Genomic DNA, 21,953 nt, shown 5'->3' with positions numbered 1-21,953 from the left:
TAAGTGATGACAACCCCCAACGAAAAAGTCGTTGAAGCGCTGCGGGCCTCCCTCAAGGAAACCGAGCGGCTGCGTCGCCGGAACCAGGAGCTCACCGACGCCTCGCGCGAGCCGATCGCGATCGTCGGCATGAGCTGCCGCTTCCCGGGCGGAGTCAGCTCGCCCGAGGAGCTGTGGAGACTCGTCGAGAGCGGTGGCGACGCCATTTCGGGCTTCCCCGTCAACCGCGGCTGGGACATCGAGTCGCTGTACGACCCCGATCCGGACCACGAGGGCACCACCTACGCCCGCGACGGCGGGTTCCTGCACGACGCCGCCGACTTCGACCCCGCGTTCTTCGGGATCTCCCCGCGCGAGGCCCTCGCCATGGACCCGCAGCAGCGCCTGCTCCTGGAGACCACCTGGGAGGTCTTCGAACGAGCCGGAATCGACCCCGCGTCGCTGCGCGGCAGCCGGGCCGGCGTCTTCGTCGGCGCGTCCGCCAACGCCTACGGAGCCGGCTCACACGACCTCCCCGACGGCGTGGAGGGTCACCTCCTCACCGGCACCGCGTCCAGTGTCATCTCCGGCCGACTCGCCTACGTCTTCGGCCTGGAGGGCCCCGCCGCCACCATCGACACGGCGTGCTCGTCCTCCTCCGTCGCCCTGCACATGGCCGTCCAGGCGCTGCGCCAGGGCGAGTGCTCGCTCGCGCTGGCCGCGGGCGTCACCGTCCTCGCGGGCCCGGACGTCTTCGTCGAGTTCAGCCGCCAGCGCGGCCTGTCGCCCGACGGCCGCTGCAAGTCCTTCGCCGAGGCGGCCGACGGCACCGGCTGGTCGGAGGGCGTCGGCGTCCTCCTGGTGGAGCGCCTCTCCGACGCCCGCCGCAACGGCCACCGCATCCTCGCCGTGGTCCGGGGCTCAGCCGTCAACCAGGACGGCGCCAGCAACGGCCTGACCGCCCCCAACGGGCCCGCCCAGCAGAAGGTCATCCGCCAGGCCCTGGAGAGCGCCCGGCTGACCCCCGCGGACATCGACGCGGTCGAGGCTCACGGCACCGGCACGACCCTCGGCGACCCCATCGAGGCGCAGGCACTCCTCGCCACCTACGGCCAAGGGCGCACGGACGACCGGCCGCTGTGGCTCGGCTCCTTGAAGTCGAACCTCGGCCACACCCAGAACGCCGCCGGCGTCGCCGGCATCATCAAGATGGTCATGGCGATGCAGCACGGGCTGCTGCCGAAGACCCTGCACGTCGACGAGCCGACCTCGCACGTCGACTGGTCGACGGGCGGAGTGGCGCTGCTGACCGAGCCGGTGGAGTGGCCGGAGACCGGGCGCCCGCGCCGGGTCGGCGTCTCCGCCTTCGGCGTCAGCGGCACGAATGTGCACACGATCATCGAGCAGGCCCCTGCCGCGGACGAGACATCGGAACCGGAGCCCGCCGCGCCGCCGAAGGCGCTGCCCTGGCTCCTCTCGGCGAAGGGCCGGGACGCTCTGCGCGACCAGGCCGGGCACCTGCTCGCCTACGCCGAAAAGCACCCCGGCCTGCGTCCGGTCGACATCGCCAGGTCGCTGGCGGTGGGACGGGCGTCCTTCGAGGACCGCGCGGCCGTGGTCGCCGCCGACCGTGAGGGGCTGCTGGCCGGCCTTGCGGCACTTGCGGAGGGCGGCTCGACGTCGGGTCTCGTCAAGGGTACGCAGCTCGCCGGAAAGCTGGCGTTCCTGTTCACGGGGCAGGGGAGTCAGCGGCTGGGGATGGGCCGTGAGCTGTACGAGGCGTATCCCGTCTTCGCGGACGCGCTGGATGCGGTGTGTGCCCGCATGGACCTCGAAGTGCCGCTGAAGGATGTGCTGTTCGGGGCGGATGGTGCTGCGCTGGACGAGACCGCGTATACGCAGCCTGCGTTGTTCGCGGTCGAGGTGGCGTTGTTCCGGCTGGTGGAGTCGTGGGGCCTAAAGCCCGACTTCCTGGCCGGGCACTCGATCGGTGAGATCGCGGCCGCGCATGTGGCCGGGGTGCTGTCCCTCGACGATGCGTGCACGCTGGTCTCCGCCCGCGGCCGGCTCATGCAGGCGCTGCCCACCGGCGGAGCCATGGTCGCCGTCCAGGCGTCGGAGGACGAGGTCCTGCCGCTGCTCACCGACCGTGTGAGCATCGCCGCGATCAACGGTCCGCAGTCGGTCGTGATCGCGGGTGACGAGGCCGACGCGGTGGCGATCGCCGAGTCCTTCACCGGCCGCAAGACGAAGCGGCTCACGGTCAGCCACGCCTTCCATTCGCCGCACATGGACGGCATGCTCGACGCCTTCCGTGAGATCGCCGAGAGCCTCACCTACGAGACTCCGAGCATCCCCGTGGTCTCGAACCTCACCGGCACCCTGATCTCCGACGAGATGGGCTCGGCCGAGTTCTGGGTCCGGCACGTCCGCGAGGCCGTCCGTTTCCTGGACGGCATCCGCGCCCTGGAAGCTGCGGGCGTCACCAAGTACGTCGAGCTGGGCCCCGACGGTGTGCTCTCCGCCATGGCCCAGGACTGCGTGACCGGCGAGGACTCCGTCTTCATCCCCGTACTCCGCAAGGCACGTCCCGAAGCCGAGACGGTCACCACCGCCCTCGCCACGGCTCACGCCCATGGCATTCCCGTCGACTGGCAGACGTACTTCGCCGGGACCGGCGCCCAGCGCGTCGACCTCCCCACCTACCCCTTCCAGCGCCAGCGCTACTGGATCGAGCCGGGCAGCCGTACCGGAGACGTGGGCGCAGCCGGGCTGGAGGATGCCGGGCATCCGCTGCTGGGTGCGGCGGTGGCGCTCGCCGACTCCGAAGGCTTCCTCTTCACCGGGCGGCTCGGTCTCGCCTCGCACCCCTGGCTGGCCGATCACGCGGTCATGGACACCGTTCTGCTTCCGGGCACGGCCTTCGTCGAGCTCGCGGTGCGCGCCGGTGACCAGGTCGGATGCGATGTCGTCGAGGAGCTGACGCTGGAAGCGCCGCTGGTGCTGCCCGAGCGCGGTGGCGTCCAGGTACAGATGCACGTCGGCGCGCCCGACGCGGACGGCACGGGACGGCGGACGTTCACCCTGTCCTCGCGTACGCAGGACAGCGCGGCCGACGAGCCGTGGACGCGGCACGCCGGCGGCGTACTCGCTCACGGCGCGGCGCAGCCGGCCTTCGCGCCGGTCCAGTGGCCCCCGGCGGGTGCCGAGGCGATCCCGACGGAGAGCCTGTACGCGGACCTGGCCGAGGTCGGTATGGGATACGGACCCGCGTTCCGCGGCCTCACGGGCGCGTGGCGCCACGGAGAGAGCGTCTACGTCGAGGTCGCGCTCCCCGAGGAAACCGCCTCCACGGCACGGGACTTCGGCCTGCACCCAGCCCTGCTGGACGCGGCGCTGCACGCGCTGGGCCTCGGTGTGCTGGGAGGCACCGAGGGCGAGGGGCGGCTCCCGTTCGCGTGGAGCGGTGTGACCCTGCACGCGGCCGGAGCGGACGCGCTGCGCGTGCACCTCACTCCGGCGGGCGCCAACGGCGTACGCCTGGAGATCGCGGACGCCGCCGGCGCACCCGTCGCGACCGTCGACTCGCTCGTCCTGCGGACCGTATCGGAGGAGCAGGTACGAGCCGCGCGCACCGCGTACCACGAGTCGGTGTTCCGGGCGGAGTGGACGGCCCTGCCGGCCGCCGCCGGATCCGCGGCGACACCCGGCCGCTGGGCCGTACTGGGAGCGGCGGACGCGGGCGATTCCCCGCGCGACGCACTGGTGCACGCGCTGCGCAGCCACCTGCCCGGTGAGGTCGCGCTCTACACCGACCTGGCCGAGCTGGCCGCGGCCGTCGAGGCCGGAGCGGCCGCACCGGACGCCGTGTTCGCCGCGTACGCGCAGTCCGGTGCCGACGGACCGGCTGTGCCGGACCTGTCCTCGCAGGCCGTGCACTCGGCCACCCACGACGCCCTTGCACTCGTCCAGACGTGGTTCGGTGAGGAGCCCTTCGCCGGGGAGCGGTTCGCCGCCACCCGCCTGGCCGTGCTCACCCGGGGCGCGGTCGCGGCGGGCGACGGCGACACGGTCACCGACCCCGTACACGCGGCCGTCTGGGGGCTGCTGCGCTCCGCGCAGTCCGAGAACCCCGACCGCCTGCTGCTGATCGACACCGACGGAGTCGAGGACTCCGTACACGCCCTGCCCGCCGCGCTCGCCGCCGGCGAGCCGCAACTCGCCCTGCGGGCAGGCTCCGTACACGCACTTCGGCTCGCCCGTGTGGCCGCAACGCAGGAGCACGCCGCAGCGACGGAGTACGCGCCCGGATCGACGGTGCTGATCACCGGCGCGGGCGGCATGCTCGGCGGTCTGATCGCCCGCCGCCTCGTCGCCGAGCACGGCGTACGGCATCTCCTGCTGGTGGGCCGCCGCGGTGGCACCACCCCCGAAGCGGAACAGCTGAGCGCCGAACTGGCCGAGGCGGGCGCCTCGGTGACCTGGGCTGCGTGCGACGTCGCCGACCGGGACGCCCTCGCAGCCGTACTGCACGCCATACCCGCCGAGCACCCGCTCGGCGCGGTCGTCCACACCGCCGGTGTGCTGGACGACGGTGTGATCGCCTCACTGACCCCCGAGCGGCTCTCGGCCGTGCTGCGCCCCAAGGTCGATGCCGCCTGCAACCTCCACGAGCTGACCCGGCACCTCGACCTCACGGCGTTCGTGCTCTTCTCCTCCATCGGCGGCGTCTTCGGTGGCCCGGGACAGGGCAACTACGCGGCGGCGAACGTGTTCCTCGACGCCCTCGCCCAGCACCGCCGGTCCCGGGGACTCGCCGCCACCTCCCTGGCCTGGGCCCTGTGGGCCGACAGCGCGGGCATGGCCGGCAGCCTCGACGAGGCCGACATCAGCCGCATGCGGCGCAACGGCCTGCCCCCGCTGACCACGGCCGAGGGCCTGGAGCTGTTCGACCTCGCCCACCGCATCGACGAGGCCGCACCGGTCCTGATGCGCGCCGACCTGTCCGCCCTGCGCACGCAGGCCCAGGCCGGCACGATGTCGCCGCTGCTGCGCGGTCTCGTACGGGTCCCCGCGCGCCGTACCGTCAGTGGCGCGGCCGGAACGGATGGCGAGTCCGGACTGCGGCAGCGCCTCGCCGGGCTCTCGGCCGCCGAACAGGACCGTACGCTGCTCGACCTCGTTCGCAAGCAGGTCGCCGCGGCTCTCGGCTACCCCGGACCCTCCGCCGTCGAGCCCGGCCGCTCCTTCAAGGAGCTCGGATTCGACTCCCTCACCGCCGTCGAACTGCGCAACCTGCTCGGCGACGCCACGGGCCGCCGCCTCCCCGCCACCCTCGTCTTCGACTACCCGACGGCGACCGCCCTTGCCGGGTATCTCCGCGAGGAGATCATCGGCGACCTGACGGACGCTGTCACCGCCACGGCCCTCGTGCCGTCCGCGGCCGCAGCGGGCGCGGACGACGACGATCCGATCGCGATCGTTGCCATGAGCTGCCGATTCCCCGGCGGGATCGAATCCCCCGAGGACCTGTGGCAGCTGCTCGCCAGCGGCGGCGACGGCATCACCGGCTTCCCGGCGGACCGTGGCTGGGACCTCGACACCCTCTACAGCGACGACCCCGATCGCGAGGGTACGAGCTACGCCCGCGAGGGCGGATTCCTGCACGAGGCCGCCGAGTTCGACGCCTCCTTCTTCGGGATCTCGCCGCGCGAGGCCCTCGCCATGGACCCGCAGCAGAGGCTGCTCCTGGAGACGACCTGGGAGACGTTCGAACGCGCCGGCATCGACCCGACCAGTGTGCGCGGCAGCCGAACCGGCGTGTTCGTCGGCTCCAACGCCCAGGACTACCTCCAGCTCTGGCTGAACGACTCGGACGGCCTCGAAGGACACCTCGGCACGGGCAACGCGGCCAGCGTCGTCTCCGGCCGCCTCTCCTACACCTTCGGCCTGGAGGGCCCGGCCGTCACGGTCGACACGGCCTGCTCGTCCTCCCTCGTCACCCTGCACCTGGCCGCCCAGGCCCTGCGGCGCGGCGAGTGCTCCATGGCGCTCGCCGGCGCGGTCACCATCATGTCCACTCCTGGCGCGTTCACCGAGTTCAGCCGCCAGCGCGGGCTCGCCGCCGACGGCCGCATCAAGGCGTTCGCCGCCGCCGCCGACGGTACGAGCTGGTCCGAGGGCGTCGGTCTGCTGCTCGTCGAGCGACTCTCGGACGCACAGCGCAACGGTCACCCGGTCCTTGCGGTGGTTCGGGGCACCGCCGTCAACCAGGACGGCGCGAGCAACGGCCTGACCGCGCCGAACGGCCCGTCCCAGCAGCGCGTCATCCGCGAGGCGCTGGCCGACGCGGGCCTGTCGGCCGCCGAGGTGGACGCGGTCGAGGCACACGGCACCGGCACCACCCTCGGCGACCCCATCGAGGCGCAGGCACTCCTCGCGACGTACGGCCAGGGCCGCCCGGACGACCAGCCGCTGTGGCTCGGCTCCGTGAAGTCCAACATCGGCCACACCCAGGCCGTGGCCGGAGCGGCCGGCATCATCAAGATGGTCATGGCGATGCGACACGGTGTACTGCCGCAGACCCTGCACGTCGACGAGCCGACGCCGTACGTGGACTGGTCGGCGGGCGACATCGCCCTGCTGACCGAGCAGCGGGAGTGGCCGGAGACCGGCCGCCCGCGCCGAGCGGGCATCTCCTCGTTCGGCTACAGCGGCACCAACGCGCACGCCGTCATCGAACAGGCACCCCAGAACACGACCGAGCGGACCCCGCACGGCGACAACCCGCCGGCGCGCACACCCGCGACGCGGACCCTCCCGATGCTGCCGTTGCTCGTCTCCGGCCGCACGACGACGGCGCTGCGGGCCCAGGCGGAACGCCTGCGACCGGCCGCGACCGCCATCGTGACGGGCTCCGGAGCCCTGGGAGCACTCGACCTCGGTTACTCCCTGGCCACGAGCCGGGCGGCACTGGAGCACCGGGCGGTACTGATCGGCGCCCCGTCGGACGGCCAGGCGCTGACCTCGCGGCTCGCGGCCCTGGCGGCGGGCGAGCAGGTGCCTGGTCTGGTGCAGGGCACGGTTTCCGGTGGAGGTCTCGCCTTCCTGTTCACGGGGCAGGGGAGTCAGCGGCTGGGGATGGGGCGTGAGCTGTACGAGGCGTATCCGGTGTTTGCGGATGCGTTGGATGCGGTGTGCGCTCGGCTGGAACTGCCGTTGAAGGATGTGCTGTTCGGTACTGATGCGGGTCTGCTGAACGAGACCGCGTACACGCAGCCGGCTCTCTTCGCGGTTGAGGTGGCGTTGTTCCGACTGGTCGAGTCGTGGGGTGTGAAGCCGGACTTCCTGGCGGGTCATTCGATCGGTGAGATCGCGGCTGCGCATGTGGCGGGGGTGTTCTCGCTGGAGGACGCCTGTGCTCTGGTCGAGGCTCGTGGGCGTCTGATGCAGGCGCTGCCGACGGGCGGTGTGATGATCGCCGTTCAGGCGTCGGAGGACGAGGTCCTGCCGCTGCTCACCGACCGGGTGAGCTTGGCTGCGATCAACGGTCCGCAGTCGGTCGTGATCGCGGGTGACGAGGCCGACGCGGTGGCCATCGCCGAGTCCTTCACCGACCGTAAGTCCAAGCGACTGTCCGTCAGTCATGCGTTCCATTCGCCGCACATGGACGGCATGCTCGACGCGTTCCGTGAGATCGCCGAGGGCCTCTCGTACGGGGCTCCGCGGATCCCCGTGGTCTCGAACCTCACCGGGACCGTGGTCTCGGATGAGATGGGCTCGGCCGAGTTCTGGGTCCGGCACGTCCGCGAGGCCGTCCGTTTCCTGGACGGCATCCGGACTCTGGAGGCTGCTGGGGTTACGACGTACGTCGAGCTCGGCCCGGACGGTGTGCTGTCCGCACTGGCCCAGGAGTGCGTCAGGGAGGACGCTGCTGCTTTCGTGCCGGTCCTGCGCTCCGGCCGTCCCGAGGCCGAGACCGCGGTCGCCGCGGTGGCTCGGGCGCATGTGCGGGGTGTGGACGTCGACTGGGCGGCGTTCTTCGCCGGTACGGGCGCTGAGCGGATTGATCTGCCGACGTACGCCTTCCAACGGCAGCGCTACTGGCCCGAGACCGTCCTGTCGACCGGCGGTCCGATCGTTGCCGAGGCTGCCGATGCGGTGGACGCCCGGTTCTGGGATGCGGTGGAGCGGGAGGATCTCGCATCGCTGGTGGCAGAGCTGGACCTGGACGACGACGCCGCCTTCAGCGAACTGGTCCCCGCGCTTTCGGCCTGGCGTCGGCAGGGCCGACAGCAGGACCAGGTGGATGGTTGGCGTTATCGGGTGTCGTGGAAGCCGCTGGCTGATGTCTCGGTGGCGGGGTTGTCCGGTGTTTGGGTGGTGGTTTCGCCGGCTGGGGGTGTGGATGACTCGGCTGTGGTGGGTGCGCTTGTCGGGCGTGGTGTTGAGGTCCGTCGGGTTGTGGTGGAGGCGGGTGCGGATCGGGCGGTGCTGGCTGGGTTGCTGGCCGGGGTGGGTTCGCCTGCCGGTGTGGTTTCGCTTCTCGGGTTGGATGAGTCGCAGGGGTTGTCGGCGACGGTTGGTTTGGTGCAGGCGTTGGGTGATGCCGGGGTGGGGGCGCCGTTGTGGTGTCTGACGCGTGGTGCGGTGTCGGTGGGTCGTTCGGATCGGTTGGTGTCGCCGGTTCAGGCGCAGGTGTGGGGTCTTGGCAGGGTTGCTGCTCTGGAGGTTCCGGAGCGTTGGGGTGGACTCGTCGATCTGCCGGAGGTGCTGGACGAGCGGGCTGTGTCTCGTCTGGTGGGTGTGCTTGCGGGTTCTGGTGAGGATCAGGTCGCGGTTCGTTCTTCTGGTGTGTTCGGTCGTCGTCTGGTGCGTGCACCACGCGGCGAAGGTGCTGCGGCGTGGGCCCCGACTGGCACGGTTGTGGTGACGGGGGGTACGGGTGTTCTGGGTGGCCGGGTGGCGCGGTGGCTGGCGGGGGCGGGCGTTGAGCGTCTGGTTCTGACCAGTCGTCGTGGCCTGGATGCTCCGGGTGCGGCGGAGCTCGTCCAGGAGCTCGCCAGCCTGGGCGTTGAGGCTTCGGTTGTGGCGTGTGATGCGGCCGACCGTGACGCTCTGCGTGCTCTGCTGTCTGCTGAGGCGGGGTCTTTGACGGCTGTGGTGCACACGGCCGGTGTGCTGGACGATGGTGTGCTGGATGCGTTGACCCCGGACCGGATCGACAGCGTGCTGCGGGCCAAGGCCGTCTCCGCACTCAACCTCCACGAGCTCACGGCCGAGCTCGGTATCGAGCTCTCCGCCTTCGTTCTGTTCTCGTCCATGAGCGGCACGGTGGGTTCGGCCGGTCAGGCCAACTACGCGGCTGCCAATGCCTTCCTGGATGCTCTGGCCGAGCAGCGGCGTGCGGATGGTCTCGCGGCGACGTCCCTCGCGTGGGGTCCGTGGGCCGAGGGCGGCATGGCCGCCGATGAGGCACTCGAAGCCCACATGCGCCGCGGCGGAGTACCGCCCATGGACGCGGAGCTTGCCGTCACGGCTCTTCGGCAGGCCATTGGTTCCGCCGATGCCGCTCTGACCATCGTGGATTTCGACTGGGCACGGTTCGCGCCCGGCTTCACCGCCGTGCGAGCCGGCAACCTGCTCGCCGAACTGCCTGAGGCGGCAGCTGTCATGCGCGGCCCGGAGAACGCGGACAACCGCCCGGAGCACGCCGACTCGTCGCTCGCCCTGAGGCTTCAGGGCATGGCCGAGGCCGACCGTGACCCGTTCCTCCTGGGGCTCGTCCGCGCCCAGGTCGCCGAGGTGCTGGGCCACTCCGGCGCCGAGGACATCGAGGCGGGACGCGCGTTCAGGGAGATCGGCTTCGACTCGCTGACCGCTGTCGAGCTGCGCAACCGCCTCGGAGCGGCTGCCGAGCTGCCGCTCCCGGCCACGCTCGTCTACGACTACCCGACACCGATGGCGCTCGCCGCCCACCTCCGTGCCGAACTGCTCGGCAAGCAAGCCGTGGTGTCCGGTCCGGTGGCCAAGGCCGTTGACGACGATCCGATTGCGATCGTTGCCATGAGCTGCCGCTTCCCCGGTGGCGTACGGACCCCGGAAGACCTGTGGCAACTGCTGTCCACCGGCAGCGACGCCATCTCGGATCTTCCCCTGGACCGTGGCTGGGACATCGATGCGCTGTACGACGCTGATCCCGGCGCACAGGGCACTTCGTACGCCCGCGCGGGCGGGTTCCTCTACGACGCTGCCGACTTCGACGCGGACTTCTTCGGGATCTCGCCGCGCGAGGCCCTCGCCATGGACCCGCAGCAGCGACTGCTCCTGGAGACGTCCTGGGAAGCCTTCGAGCGGGCGGGGATCGACCCCGAGACGCTTCGGGGCAGCCAGGCCGGTGTCTTCGTCGGCACCAACGGTCAGGACTACCTCTCCGTACTGCTGGAAGAGCCCGATGGCCTTGAAGGCCACTTGGGCACCGGCAACGCGGCGAGCGTCGTCTCCGGCCGGCTCTCGTACGTGTTCGGCCTGGAGGGTCCGGCGGTCACGGTCGACACGGCGTGCTCGTCGTCGCTGGTCGCTCTGCACTGGGCGATCCAGTCCCTGCGCAACGGCGAGTGCTCGCTGGCGCTCGCCGGTGGTGTGACGGTGATGTCGACGCCGGGTACGTTCATCGAGTTCAGCCGTCAGCGTGGGCTCGCGGAGGACGGCCGTATCAAGGCGTTCGCGGCAGCTGCGGACGGTACCGGCTGGGGCGAAGGCGTCGGCATGCTCCTGGTGGAGCGGCTGTCCGACGCCGAGCGGAACGGTCACCCGGTCCTGGCGGTCGTGCGGGGCTCGGCGATCAACCAGGACGGCGCCAGCAACGGCCTCACCGCCCCCAACGGCCCCTCGCAGCAGCGCGTCATCCGTGCCGCTCTCGCGAGCGCCGGTCTCTCCGCCGCCGACGTGGACGCGGTCGAGGCGCATGGCACCGGTACGACGCTGGGCGACCCGATCGAGGCGCAGGCTCTGCTCGCTACGTACGGGCAGGACCGCCCCGCCGATCGGCCCCTGCAGCTCGGCTCCATCAAGTCCAACATCGGGCACACCCAAGCTGCGGCCGGTGTCGCCGGAGTGATCAAGATGGTGCTGGCCATGGAGCACGGCGTGCTTCCGCAGAGCCTCCACATCGACGCACCGTCGCCGCAGGTCGATTGGGAAGCGGGTGACATCGCGCTGCTGACCGAGCAGAGGCAGTGGCCGGAGACCGGGCGTCCCCGCCGGGCAGGTGTCTCGTCGTTCGGCTTCAGTGGCACCAACGCTCACACCATCATCGAGCAGGCCCCGGCGCGGACGGAGACCGACCAGGCCGAATCCGGCTCAGTGGAACCGGACTTCGTTCCCCTGGTGCTCTCGGCGAAGAATGACCTCGCACTCCGGGCCCAGGCCGCAAGCCTGCACGCTCGGCTGATCGCCGCTCCCGACATGCGTCTGTCCGACGTCGGCTCCACGCTGACGACCGGCCGCTCGGCGTTCGAGCGCCGAGCGGCGGTGGTGGCAGGGGGCCGCGAGGGACTGCTTGCAGGACTTGAGGCGCTGGCGGACGGCGGTTCGGCCGCAGGGCTGGTGGAAGGATCGCCGGTGGGCGGGAAGCTGGCGTTCCTGTTCACGGGGCAGGGGAGTCAGCGGCTGGGGATGGGGCGTGAGCTGTACGAGGCGTATCCGGTGTTTGCGGATGCGTTGGATGCGGTGTGTGCTCGTCTGGAATTGCCCTTGAAGGAGGCTCTGTTCGGAACCGAGCACCACTTGCTGGACCAGACTGCGTACACGCAGCCGGCTCTCTTCGCGGTTGAGGTGGCGTTGTTCCGGCTCGTCGAGTCGTGGGGTGTGAAGCCGGACTTCCTGGCGGGTCATTCGATCGGTGAGATCGCGGCCGCGCATGTGGCGGGGGTGCTGTCCCTGGACGATGCCTGTGCTCTGGTTGAGGCTCGCGGGAGGTTGATGGGTGCGCTGCCGGGCGGTGGCGTGATGATCGCCGTCCAGGCGTCGGAGGACGAGGTCCTGCCGCTGCTGACCGACCGGGTGAGTATTGCCGCGATCAATGGTCCGCGGTCGGTTGTGATCGCGGGTGACGAGGCGGACGCGGTGACGGTCGCCGAGTCTTTCGCCGGCCGCAAGTCCAAGCGGCTCACGGTCAGCCATGCGTTCCATTCGCCGCACATGGACGGCATGCTCGACGCCTTCCGTGAGATCGCCGAGGGGCTCTCGTACGAGACTCCGCGCATTCCGGTCGTCTCGAACCTCACCGGGACCGTGGTCTCGGACGAGATGGGCTCGGCCGACTTCTGGGTCCGGCACGTCCGCGAGGCCGTCCGTTTCCTGGACGGCATCCGCGCCCTGGAGGCCGCGGGCGTCACCACGTACATCGAACTCGGCCCCGACGGAATCCTGTCCGCGCTCGCTCAGGAGTGTGTCACCGAAGGCGGAGCGGCGTTCGTTCCCGTCCTGCGGAAGGGGCGGCCCGAGGCCGAGACGGTGATGGCCACCCTTGCCCAGGCACACGTCAGGGGCGTCGCGGTCGACTGGCAATCGGTCTATGGGACCGGTGCCCAGCGGGTCGATCTGCCGACCTACCCCTTCCAGCGACAGCGGTACTGGCCGGAGGCGTCGCCGACGGCAGGTGCTTCGGTCGACGGGAGCGTCGATGCGGTGGACGCCCGGTTCTGGGATGCGGTGGAGCGGGAGGATCTCGCATCGCTGGTCGCAGAGCTGGACGTGGACGAGATGCCCCTCGGCGAGGTCGTTCCTGCGCTGTCCGCTTGGCGCCGCCGACGTCGTACGGAGTCGGAGGTGGACGGTTGGCGTTATCGGGTGTCGTGGAAGCCGCTGGCTGATGTCTCGGTGGCGGGGTTGTCCGGTGTTTGGGTGGTGGTTTCGCCGGCTGGGGGTGTGGATGACTCGCCTGTGGTGGGTGCGCTTGTCGGGCGTGGTGTTGAGGTCCGTCGGGTTGTGGTGGAGGCGGGTGCGGATCGGGTTGCGCTGGCTGGGTTGCTGGCCGGCGAGGGGTCTGTCGCGGGTGTGGTTTCCCTTCTGGGGTTGGATGAGTCGGAGGGGTTGTCGGCGACGGTTGGTTTGGTGCAGGCGCTGGGCGATGCCGGGGCGGGGGCGCCGTTGTGGTGTCTGACGCGTGGTGCGGTGTCGGTGGGTCGTTCGGATCGGTTGGTGTCGCCGGTTCAGGCGCAGGTGTGGGGCCTTGGCAGGGTTGCTGCTCTGGAGGTTCCCGAGCGTTGGGGCGGGCTCGTCGATCTGCCGGAGGTGCTGGACGAGCGGGCTGTGTCCCGTCTTGTCGGTGTGCTTGCGGGTTCTGGTGAGGATCAGGTCGCGGTTCGTTCTTCTGGTGTGTTCGGTCGTCGTCTGGTGCGTGCACCACGCGGCGAAGGTGCTTCGACGTGGGCGCCGAGCGGCACGGTCCTCGTAACGGGGGGCACTGGTGCTCTGGGTGGCCGGGTGGCGCGTTGGCTGGCGGGGGCGGGCGTTGAGCGTCTGGTTCTGACCAGTCGTCGTGGCCTGGATGCTCCGGGTGCGGCGGAGCTCGTCCAGGAGCTCGCCAGCCTTGGTGTCGAGGCTTCGGTCGTGGCGTGTGATGCGGCTGACCGTGACGCTCTGCGTGCTCTGCTGTCTGCTGAGGCGGGGTCTTTGACGGCTGTGGTGCACACGGCCGGTGTGCTGGACGATGGTGTGCTGGATGCGTTGACTCCGGACCGGATCGACAGCGTGCTGCGGGCCAAGGCCGTCTCCGCACTCAACCTCCACGAGCTCACGGCCGAGCTGGGTATCGAGCTGTCCGCCTTCGTTCTGTTCTCGTCCATGAGCGGCACGGTGGGTTCGGCTGGTCAGGCCAACTACGCGGCTGCCAATGCCTTCCTGGACGCTCTGGCCGAGCAGCGGCGCGCCGACGGTCTCGCGGCGACGTCCCTCGCGTGGGGTCCGTGGGCCGAGGGCGGCATGGCCGCCGATGAGGCACTCGAAGCCCGCATGCGCCGCGGCGGAGTACCGCCCATGGACGGTGAGGCGGCCGTCAACGCCCTTCAGCGGGCGCTGAACGCGAACGACACGGTCGTCACCGTCATGGACGTGGAATGGGAGCGGTTCGCGCCCGGTTTCACCGCCGCACGGGCAAGTGCACTCCTCGCCGAACTGCCCGAGGCTCAGCGGGCGCTTGCTACGCAAGAGGGCGGCGAGGGCCAGGACGGCGGCGCTGTCCACGGTCGCCACTCGCTTGCGGAGCGGCTCGCGGAGCTGTCGGCCGCCGAGCGCGACCGGCTGCTGCTCGATCTCGTACGCAAGGAAGTCGCCGCGGTACTCGGTCACGCCGGCGTGGAGAGCGTCGGTGCGGCACGCGCGTTCAAGGAGCTCGGCTTCGACTCGCTCACGGCCGTCGAACTGCGCAACCGGCTCGGCGCGGCCACCGAGCTTCGGCTCCCGGCCACGCTGATCTACGACTACCCCACGTCCACGGCCCTGGCGGAGTACCTGCGGGGCGAACTGCTCGGTACACGAGTCGCGGCAGTGGTCGATGGCCCGGTGTCCAACGTCGTCGACGACGATCCGATCGCGATCGTTGCCATGAGCTGCCGCTTCCCCGGCGGCGTACGGACCCCGGAAGACCTGTGGCAACTGCTGGCGACGGGCAGCGACGCCATCGGCGAGTTCCCGGAAGACCGTGGCTGGGACGCGGAGTCGCTGTTCGGGCCTCAGTCCGAGCAGGACGCCCCCTACGCGCGTGAGGGCGGGTTCCTCTACGACGTTGCCGACTTCGATCCTGCCTTCTTCGGGATCTCGCCGCGCGAGGCGCTGGCCATGGACCCGCAGCAGCGGCTGCTCCTGGAGACGTCTTGGGAAGCCTTCGAGCGGGCCGGGATCGACCCGTCCTCGATGCGCGGCAGCCAGGCCGGTGTCTTCGTCGGCACCAACGGCCAGGACTACCTCTCGCTCGTGCTGAACTCCGCAGACGCCGGTGACGGCTTCATGAGCACCGGAAACTCGGCGAGTGTCGTTTCCGGGCGGCTCTCCTACGTGTTCGGCCTGGAAGGCCCCGCGGTCACCGTCGACACCGCGTGCTCGGCGTCCCTGGTAGCGCTCCATCTCGCGGTGCAGGCACTGCGCAACGGCGACTGCTCGCTGGCGCTCGCAGGCGGTGTGACGGTGATGTCCACGCCCGGTGCCTTCGTCGAGTTCAGCCGTCAGCGTGGGCTCGCGGAGGACGGCCGTATCAAGGCGTTCGCGGCGGCCGCGGACGGTACGGGCTGGGGTGAGGGCGTCGGCATGCTCCTGGTGGAGCGACTCTCCGACGCCCGCAGGAACGGTCACCCGGTCCTGGCCCTGGTCCGTGGCTCCGCCGTCAACCAGGACGGCGCGAGCAACGGCCTGACCGCGCCGAACGGCCCCTCGCAGCAGCGCGTCATCCGTGCCGCTCTCGCGAGCGCCGGCCTGACAGCCGCCGACATCGACGCGGTCGAGGCGCATGGGACCGGCACCAAGCTCGGAGACCCGATCGAGGCGCAGGCTCTGCTCGCTACGTACGGGCAGGACCGCCCGGCCGATCGGCCCCTGCAGCTCGGTTCCATCAAGTCCAACATCGGGCACACCCAGGCTGCGGCCGGTGTCGCCGGTCTGATGAAGATGGTGCTGGCGATGCAGCACGGGGTGCTGCCGCAGACCCTGCACGTGGACGAGCCGACCCCGCACGTCGACTGGTCGGCCGGAGACATCGCGCTGCTGACCGAGCAGCGGGAGTGGCCGGAGACCGGGCGTCCGCGCCGGGCAGGCATCTCGTCGTTCGGTGTGAGCGGTACGAACGCGCACACCATCCTGGAGCAGGCACCGCCGCTCACGCAGGAGGACGAGGCCGACGTCGCGATGCCGGAGACCGGCTCCGCCGTCGCGGCGTGGACCCTCGCGGGCAAGACCGAAGCTGCCCTGCGTGAGCAAGCGGAACGGCTGCTCGCGCACGTCGACGCCCACTCCGACCTGCGGCCGGTGGACGTCGGACACTCGCTCGCCACTGGTCGGGCGGCGTTCGACCACCGTGCCGTGCTGGTGGCGGGAGACCGGGCGGAGTTCCGCCACGCACTGACGGCGCTGGCGTCGGGCGACTCCGCCACGCAGGTGGTACAGGGCCTCGCGCGTCCGGATCAGCAGGTGGCGTTCTTGTTCACGGGGCAGGGGAGTCAGCGGCTGGGGATGGGGCGGGAGCTGTACGAGGCGTATCCGGTGTTTGCGGATGCGTTGGACGCGGTGTGTGCTCGTCTGGAACTGCCGCTGAGGGATGTGCTGTTCGGTACCGATGCACGCCTCCTGAACGAGACCGCGTACACGCAGCCGGCTCTCTTCGCCGTTGAGGTGGCGTTGTTCCGCCTGGTTGAGTCGTGGGGCCTGAAGCCGGACTTCCTGGCCGGGCACTCGATCGGTGAGATCGCGGCCGCGCATGTGGCGGGGGTGCTGTCCCTCGACGATGCGTGCACGCTGGTCTCCGCCCGCGGCCGGCTCATGCAGGCGCTGCCCACCGGCGGTGCGATGATCGCCGTTCAGGCGTCGGAGGACGAGGTCCTGCCGCTGCTCACCGACCGCGTGAGCATCGCTGCGATCAACGGTCCGCAGTCGGTCGTGATCGCGGGCGACGAGGCCGAGGCGGTGGCGATCGCCGAGTCCTTCACCGGCCGCAAGACGAAGCGGCTCACGGTCAGCCATGCGTTCCATTCGCCGCACATGGACGGCATGCTCGCCGACTTCCGCAAGGTGGCGGAGGGGCTTTCGTACGGGACTCCGCGGATCCCGGTCGTCTCGAACCTCACCGGGGCGCTGGTCACCGATGAGATGGGCTCGGCGGACTTCTGGGTCCGGCACGTCCGTGAGGCCGTCCGTTTCCTGGACGGCATCCGCACGCTGGAGGCCGCGGGCGTCACCACGTACATCGAACTCGGCCCCGACGGCATCCTCTCGGCCATGGCCCAGGACTGCGTGACCAGCGACGAAGCGCTGTTCGTACCCACCCTCCGCAAGGGCCGTCCCGAGGCCGAGACCATCACCACAGCCCTCGCCCACGCGCACACCCATGGCATCGCCGTCGACTGGCACGCGTACTACTCCGGCTCCGGCACCGGGATCGGTGTCCAGCGCGTCGACCTCCCCACCTACGCCTTCCAGCGCCAGCGCTACTGGGTGGATTCCTTCGCCGAGTTCGAGGATGTCGCCTCGGCCGGGATCGGATCGGCCGGCCATCCATTGCTGGGTGCGGCCGTCGAGCTGCCGGACTCGGACGGGTTCCTGTTCACCGGGCGGCTCTCCCTCCGTACGCACCCCTGGCTCGCCGACCATGTGGTGGCGGACACCGTTGTGGTGCCCGGCTCGGCGTTCGTCGAGCTGGCCGTGCGCGCCGGGGACGAGGCCGGATGCGAGGAAGTGGAGGAGCTGACGCTCGAGGCGCCGCTCGTACTGCCCGAGAAGGGGGCCGTGCAGCTGCGGCTCAGCGTGGGCGGGGCCGACGACCAGGGGCGCCGATCTGTACAGGTGCACAGCCGCGTCGAGGCGGCCGATGGGGGCGTGATCTCCGGCGGGGCGTGGTCCCGCAACGCCACGGGTCTCCTCTCCACCGGCGGCAGCGGAAGCGGCGCCGACTCCAGCACGGGTACCGGCGAGTGGCCGCCCAGCGGAGCCGAGCAGGTTGCCGTGGCTGCGGTACGCGAACGACTGACGGCCGCAGGGCTCTACCACGGGCCGGCCTTCCGGACGCTGACCCAGGTGTGGGTGCGGGGCGAGGAGGTCTTCGCCGAGGCGAGGCTCTCCGACGAACTGAGTCCTTCGGCAGGCCGGTTCGGCCTGCATCCGACGCTGCTCGACGTCGCCTCGCAGGCCCTGGCGGCCGGCGCGGCCGGCGCGGCCGGTACGACCGCCGGATCCGGCGTCGGTGGTACGGGGCGGATGTCTCACGTCTGGCGCGGGGTGCGGCTGCACGCGGGCGGAGCGGACGCTCTGCGCCTGCGGATCACTGCGGGGGGTCAGGACACCGTCTCCGTCGTCCTGACCGACACGCAGGGTGCGCCGGTCGCAACGGTCGAGTCACTGGTCACGGAGGCGGTCGACGCCGAGCGGCACGCGGCGGTCCCGGACGGAAGCCACGAGTCGCTGTTCCGCCTCGACTGGGTGCGGACGACGGCTCCGGGGCGGCCGACCTCCGCGGACTTCGCGGTGCTCGGTACCCCCGGCAGTGGCACCAGCGGCGACGAGGGGTTCCTCGGCGCGTTGGAGCGTGTGGGGCTGACCGCCGAGGCGTACGGCGATCTCGCGGCGCTCGACTCGGCCGTCTCGGCCGGGCTGGCGATGCCCGAAACGGTGGTGGTGCCGTTCACCGCGGCCCCGGACGCGGTTGCCTCCGTCGACTCGGCGGAGGAGGTCGCGCGGCTCGCCCAGGCGGTGCGCGAGGCGACGCACCGGGCGCTCGCGACCGTGCAGAGCTGGCTGGACAACGGCCGGTTCGCCGGCGCACGCCTGGTCGTCGTCACCCGCGGAGCGGTGGCCACGGGCGGGGACACCGAGGTGGAGGACCTCGCCCACGCTCCGGTGTGGGGTCTGCTGCGTGCCGCACAGACCGAGCACCCGGACCGGTTCGTCCTCGTGGACCTCGACGGGGCGGACGCCTCCTTCCGGGCCCTGCCGGGCGCCATCGCCTCCCAGGAACCCGAACTGGCGCTACGGGGTGGCGTGTTGTACGCGCCGCGCCTGGCCAGGGTCGGCACGGAGGCGGTCACGGGTGACACCGGCAGTCGCCGCCGCATCGATCCGCAGGGCACGGTCCTGATCACCGGGGCGAGCGGCGGACTCGCCGGGCTCTTCGCCCGCCATCTGGTGGCGGAGCACGGTGTACGGCATCTGCTGCTCACCAGCCGCAGGGGTGGCGCCGCGGACGGCGCCCCGCAACTCACCGAGGAACTGTGCGCTCTGGGTGCGCAGGTCACCTGGGCGGCGTGCGACGTGGCCGACCGGGACGCGCTGGCCGAGCTGCTGGAGTCCGTACCGGCCGAGCAGCCGCTGACGGCCGTCGTGCACACCGCGGCCGTCCTGGACGACGGCGTCGTGGACCTGCTCACCCCCGAGCGGGTGGACCGGGTGCTGCGGCCCAAGGCGGAGGCGGCGCTCCACCTCCACGAGCTGACCAGGGACCTCGATCTGTCGGCGTTCGTCCTCTTCTCCGCCGCCGCCGGCACGCTCGGCGGCGCAGGGCAGGCCAACTACGCGGCGGCGAACGTCTTCCTCGACGCCCTCGCCCGGCACCGTACGGCCCGCGGTCTCACCGCGCTGTCCCTCGTCTGGGGCATGTGGGCCGAGGAGCGGGGCATGGCGGGCCGGCTGACGGAGGCAGAACGGGGCCGGGCGGGGCGCGGCGGTGTCGCACCGCTGTCGGCGACGGAGGGGCTCGCCCTCTTCGACGCGGCCCTCGCGGCGGACGAGGCCGTGCTCGTACCGGTCCGGATCGACGTCCCGACCCTGCGGGCCCGAGCAGCGGACGGCGGGATCCTGCCGATGTTCCGCGGACTGGTACGGACTCCGGTGCGCAGGTCGGCGCAGAGCGCGGGCCGCGCGGCGGACGCCGTGCCCACGGACGGTGCCGGGGAGCGGACGCTCGCCCGGCAACTGGCCGAGCTGTCCGTCGCCGAGCGGGAGCGGACCGTACTGGACCTGGTACGTGGCCAGGTGGCTGCCGTGCTCGGGTACAGGTCGGCCGAGCACATCGGTGGCGAGCAGGCGTTCAAGGAGCTCGGCTTCGACTCGCTGACCGCGGTCGAGCTGCGCAACCGGCTCGGTGCGGCCGGCGGTCTGAGGCTGCCGGCCACGCTGATCTACGACTATCCGAACCCGGCCGCTCTCGCCCAGCACCTGCTGAGCGAGGTGGCCCCGGATGCGGCGGAGCGCAAGCTCTCCGTACTGGAGGAACTCGACCGGCTGGAGAGCACCTTCTCCTCGCTGGCTCCGGCAGAGCTGTCCGCGGCTGCCGGTGACGAGGCGGCCCACGCGCGGGTCGCGGTACGCCTTCAGACCCTGCTGGCCCAGTGGAACGACGCCCGCCAGGCGGAGGGCGAGACCGGAACCAACGAGATCGAAGAGGCGAGCGACGACGAGCTGTTCGCTCTCATCGACAAGAAGTTCGGCCAGGGCTGAACCTCGCCCACGGGGCGTACCGCCGGGGCCGTCCCCGGCGGTACGCCCATCCCTGAAACGAGACCCGAGACATTCCGAGTACGTGCGATTACCTCCACGATCTCGGCCACGCGAATAGGTGAAGTGCCAGTGGCGAACGAAGCAAAGCTCCGCGAGTACCTCAAGAAAGTCACGACAGATCTCGACGAGGCATACGGACGCCTGCGGGACATCGAGAGCCAAGCCCATGAGCCCATTGCCATCACGGCGATGAGCTGCCGATTCCCGGGAGGCGTACGGTCTCCCGAAGAGCTGTGGGAATTGCTCCGCACCGGCGGGGACGCGCTCACCGCATTTCCCACGGACCGCGGCTGGGACCTCGACAACCTGTTTTCGGACGACCCCGACGACCACGGCACGTCGGTCACCCGCGAGGGCGGTTTCCTCGGGGAGGCGTCCTCGTTCGACGCCGCGTTCTTCGGGATCTCGCCGCGCGAAGCCATGGCGATGGACCCGCAGCAGCGGCTGCTGCTGGAGACCTCGTGGGAGGCGTTCGAGCGGGCCGGGATCGACCCTCAGTCCCTGCGTGGCAGCCAGTCCGGTGTGTTCGTCGGGATCAACGGCTCGGACTACCTGACCCCGCTGCTGGAAGCGGCCGAGGACTACGCGGGGCACCTGGGGACGGGCAACGCCTCCAGCGTGATGTCGGGCAGGCTGTCGTACACCTTCGGTCTGGAGGGCCCGGCGGTCACGGTCGACACGGCATGCTCCGCGTCGCTGGTCGCCCTGCACCTGGCCGTGCAGGCGCTGCGGGCCGGGGAGTGCTCGCTGGCCGTTGCCGGTGGGGTGCACGTGATGTCCACGCCCGGACTCTTCGTCGAGTTCAGCAAGCAGCGCGGGCTGTCCACGGACGGCCGCTGCAAGGCCTTCGCGGCAGGCGCCGACGGATTCGGCCCGGCGGAGGGCGTGGGCGTCCTGTTGCTGGAGCGGCTCTCCGACGCCCGGAAGAACGGGCATCCGGTGCTTGCGGTGGTGCGTGGGTCGGCGATCAACCAGGACGGTGCGAGCAACGGTCTGACGGCTCCGAACGGTCCGTCGCAGCAGCGCGTCATCCGCCAGGCCCTCGCCAACGCACGGCTCTCCACCGACCAGGTCGATGTCGTCGAGGCACACGGCACCGGCACCAGCCTCGGCGACCCGATCGAAGCACAGGCGCTCATCGCTACCTACGGCCAGGACCGCCCGGCCGATCAGCCGCTGCTGCTCGGGTCGGTCAAGTCCAACATCGGTCACACGCAGGCGGCCGCCGGTGTGGCCGGCGTGATCAAGATGGTGCTGGCGATGCAGCACGGCGTGCTGCCGCGGAGCCTTCACATCGACGAGCCGTCGCCCCACGTGAACTGGGAGTCCGGCGCGGTCTCGCTGCTCACGGAGCAGACGGCATGGCCCGAGACGACGCATCCGCGTCGTGCGGGTGTGTCGTCGTTCGGGTTCAGTGGGACGAATGCGCATGTGATTGTGGAGCAGGCTCCGGTGGTTGAGGGGGTTGTGGGGGATTCGGCGGTGCTTGAGGGTTCGGGTCCCGGGGTGGTGCCGTGGGTGTTGTCGGGTAAGAGTGCGGGGGCGTTGCGGGCGCAGGCGGAGCGGTTGTCGGGGTGGCTTGCGGGTGCTTCGGCTGGTGGTGTGTCGGCGGTTGATGTGGGGTGGTCGTTGGCGTCGTCGCGGGCGGGGTTGGATCACCGGGCTGTGGTGTTGGGTGATCATGTGGCTGGTGTGGCGGCGGTGGCGTCGGGTGCGAT

At 71.0% G+C, this 21,953-nt stretch carries 2 protein-coding genes; both read left to right on the top strand.

Features of this window, described 5'->3' with window-relative positions:
* Window positions 1-6: 6 nt before the first annotated feature.
* The gene (locus ACGFZK_RS26675) at window positions 7-20,175 is read left to right on the top strand and encodes a type I polyketide synthase (RefSeq protein WP_393851386.1); all 20,169 of its coding nucleotides are present in this window, start codon (window positions 7-9) and stop codon (window positions 20,173-20,175) included.
* 129 nt (window positions 20,176-20,304) lie between these two features.
* Window positions 20,305-21,953, top strand: a 1,649-nt coding sequence (locus ACGFZK_RS26670) for a type I polyketide synthase (RefSeq protein WP_393851385.1), incomplete at its 3' end; no start/stop codon positions are given.

Origin of the sequence: Streptomyces sp. NPDC048257 (assembly GCF_043201855.1) — a bacterium.
Lineage (GTDB): Bacteria > Actinomycetota > Actinomycetes > Streptomycetales > Streptomycetaceae > Streptomyces.
The sequence above is the reverse complement of the archived record's forward strand: the minus strand, read 5'-3'. Positions and strand labels throughout refer to the sequence as shown.

Bases quoted from the DNA above. Each gene is read 5' to 3' on its own strand.
- ACGFZK_RS26675 (WP_393851386.1), top strand. From the start codon at position 7: ATGACAACCCCCAACGAAAAAGTCGTTGAAGCGCTGCGGGCCTCCCTC.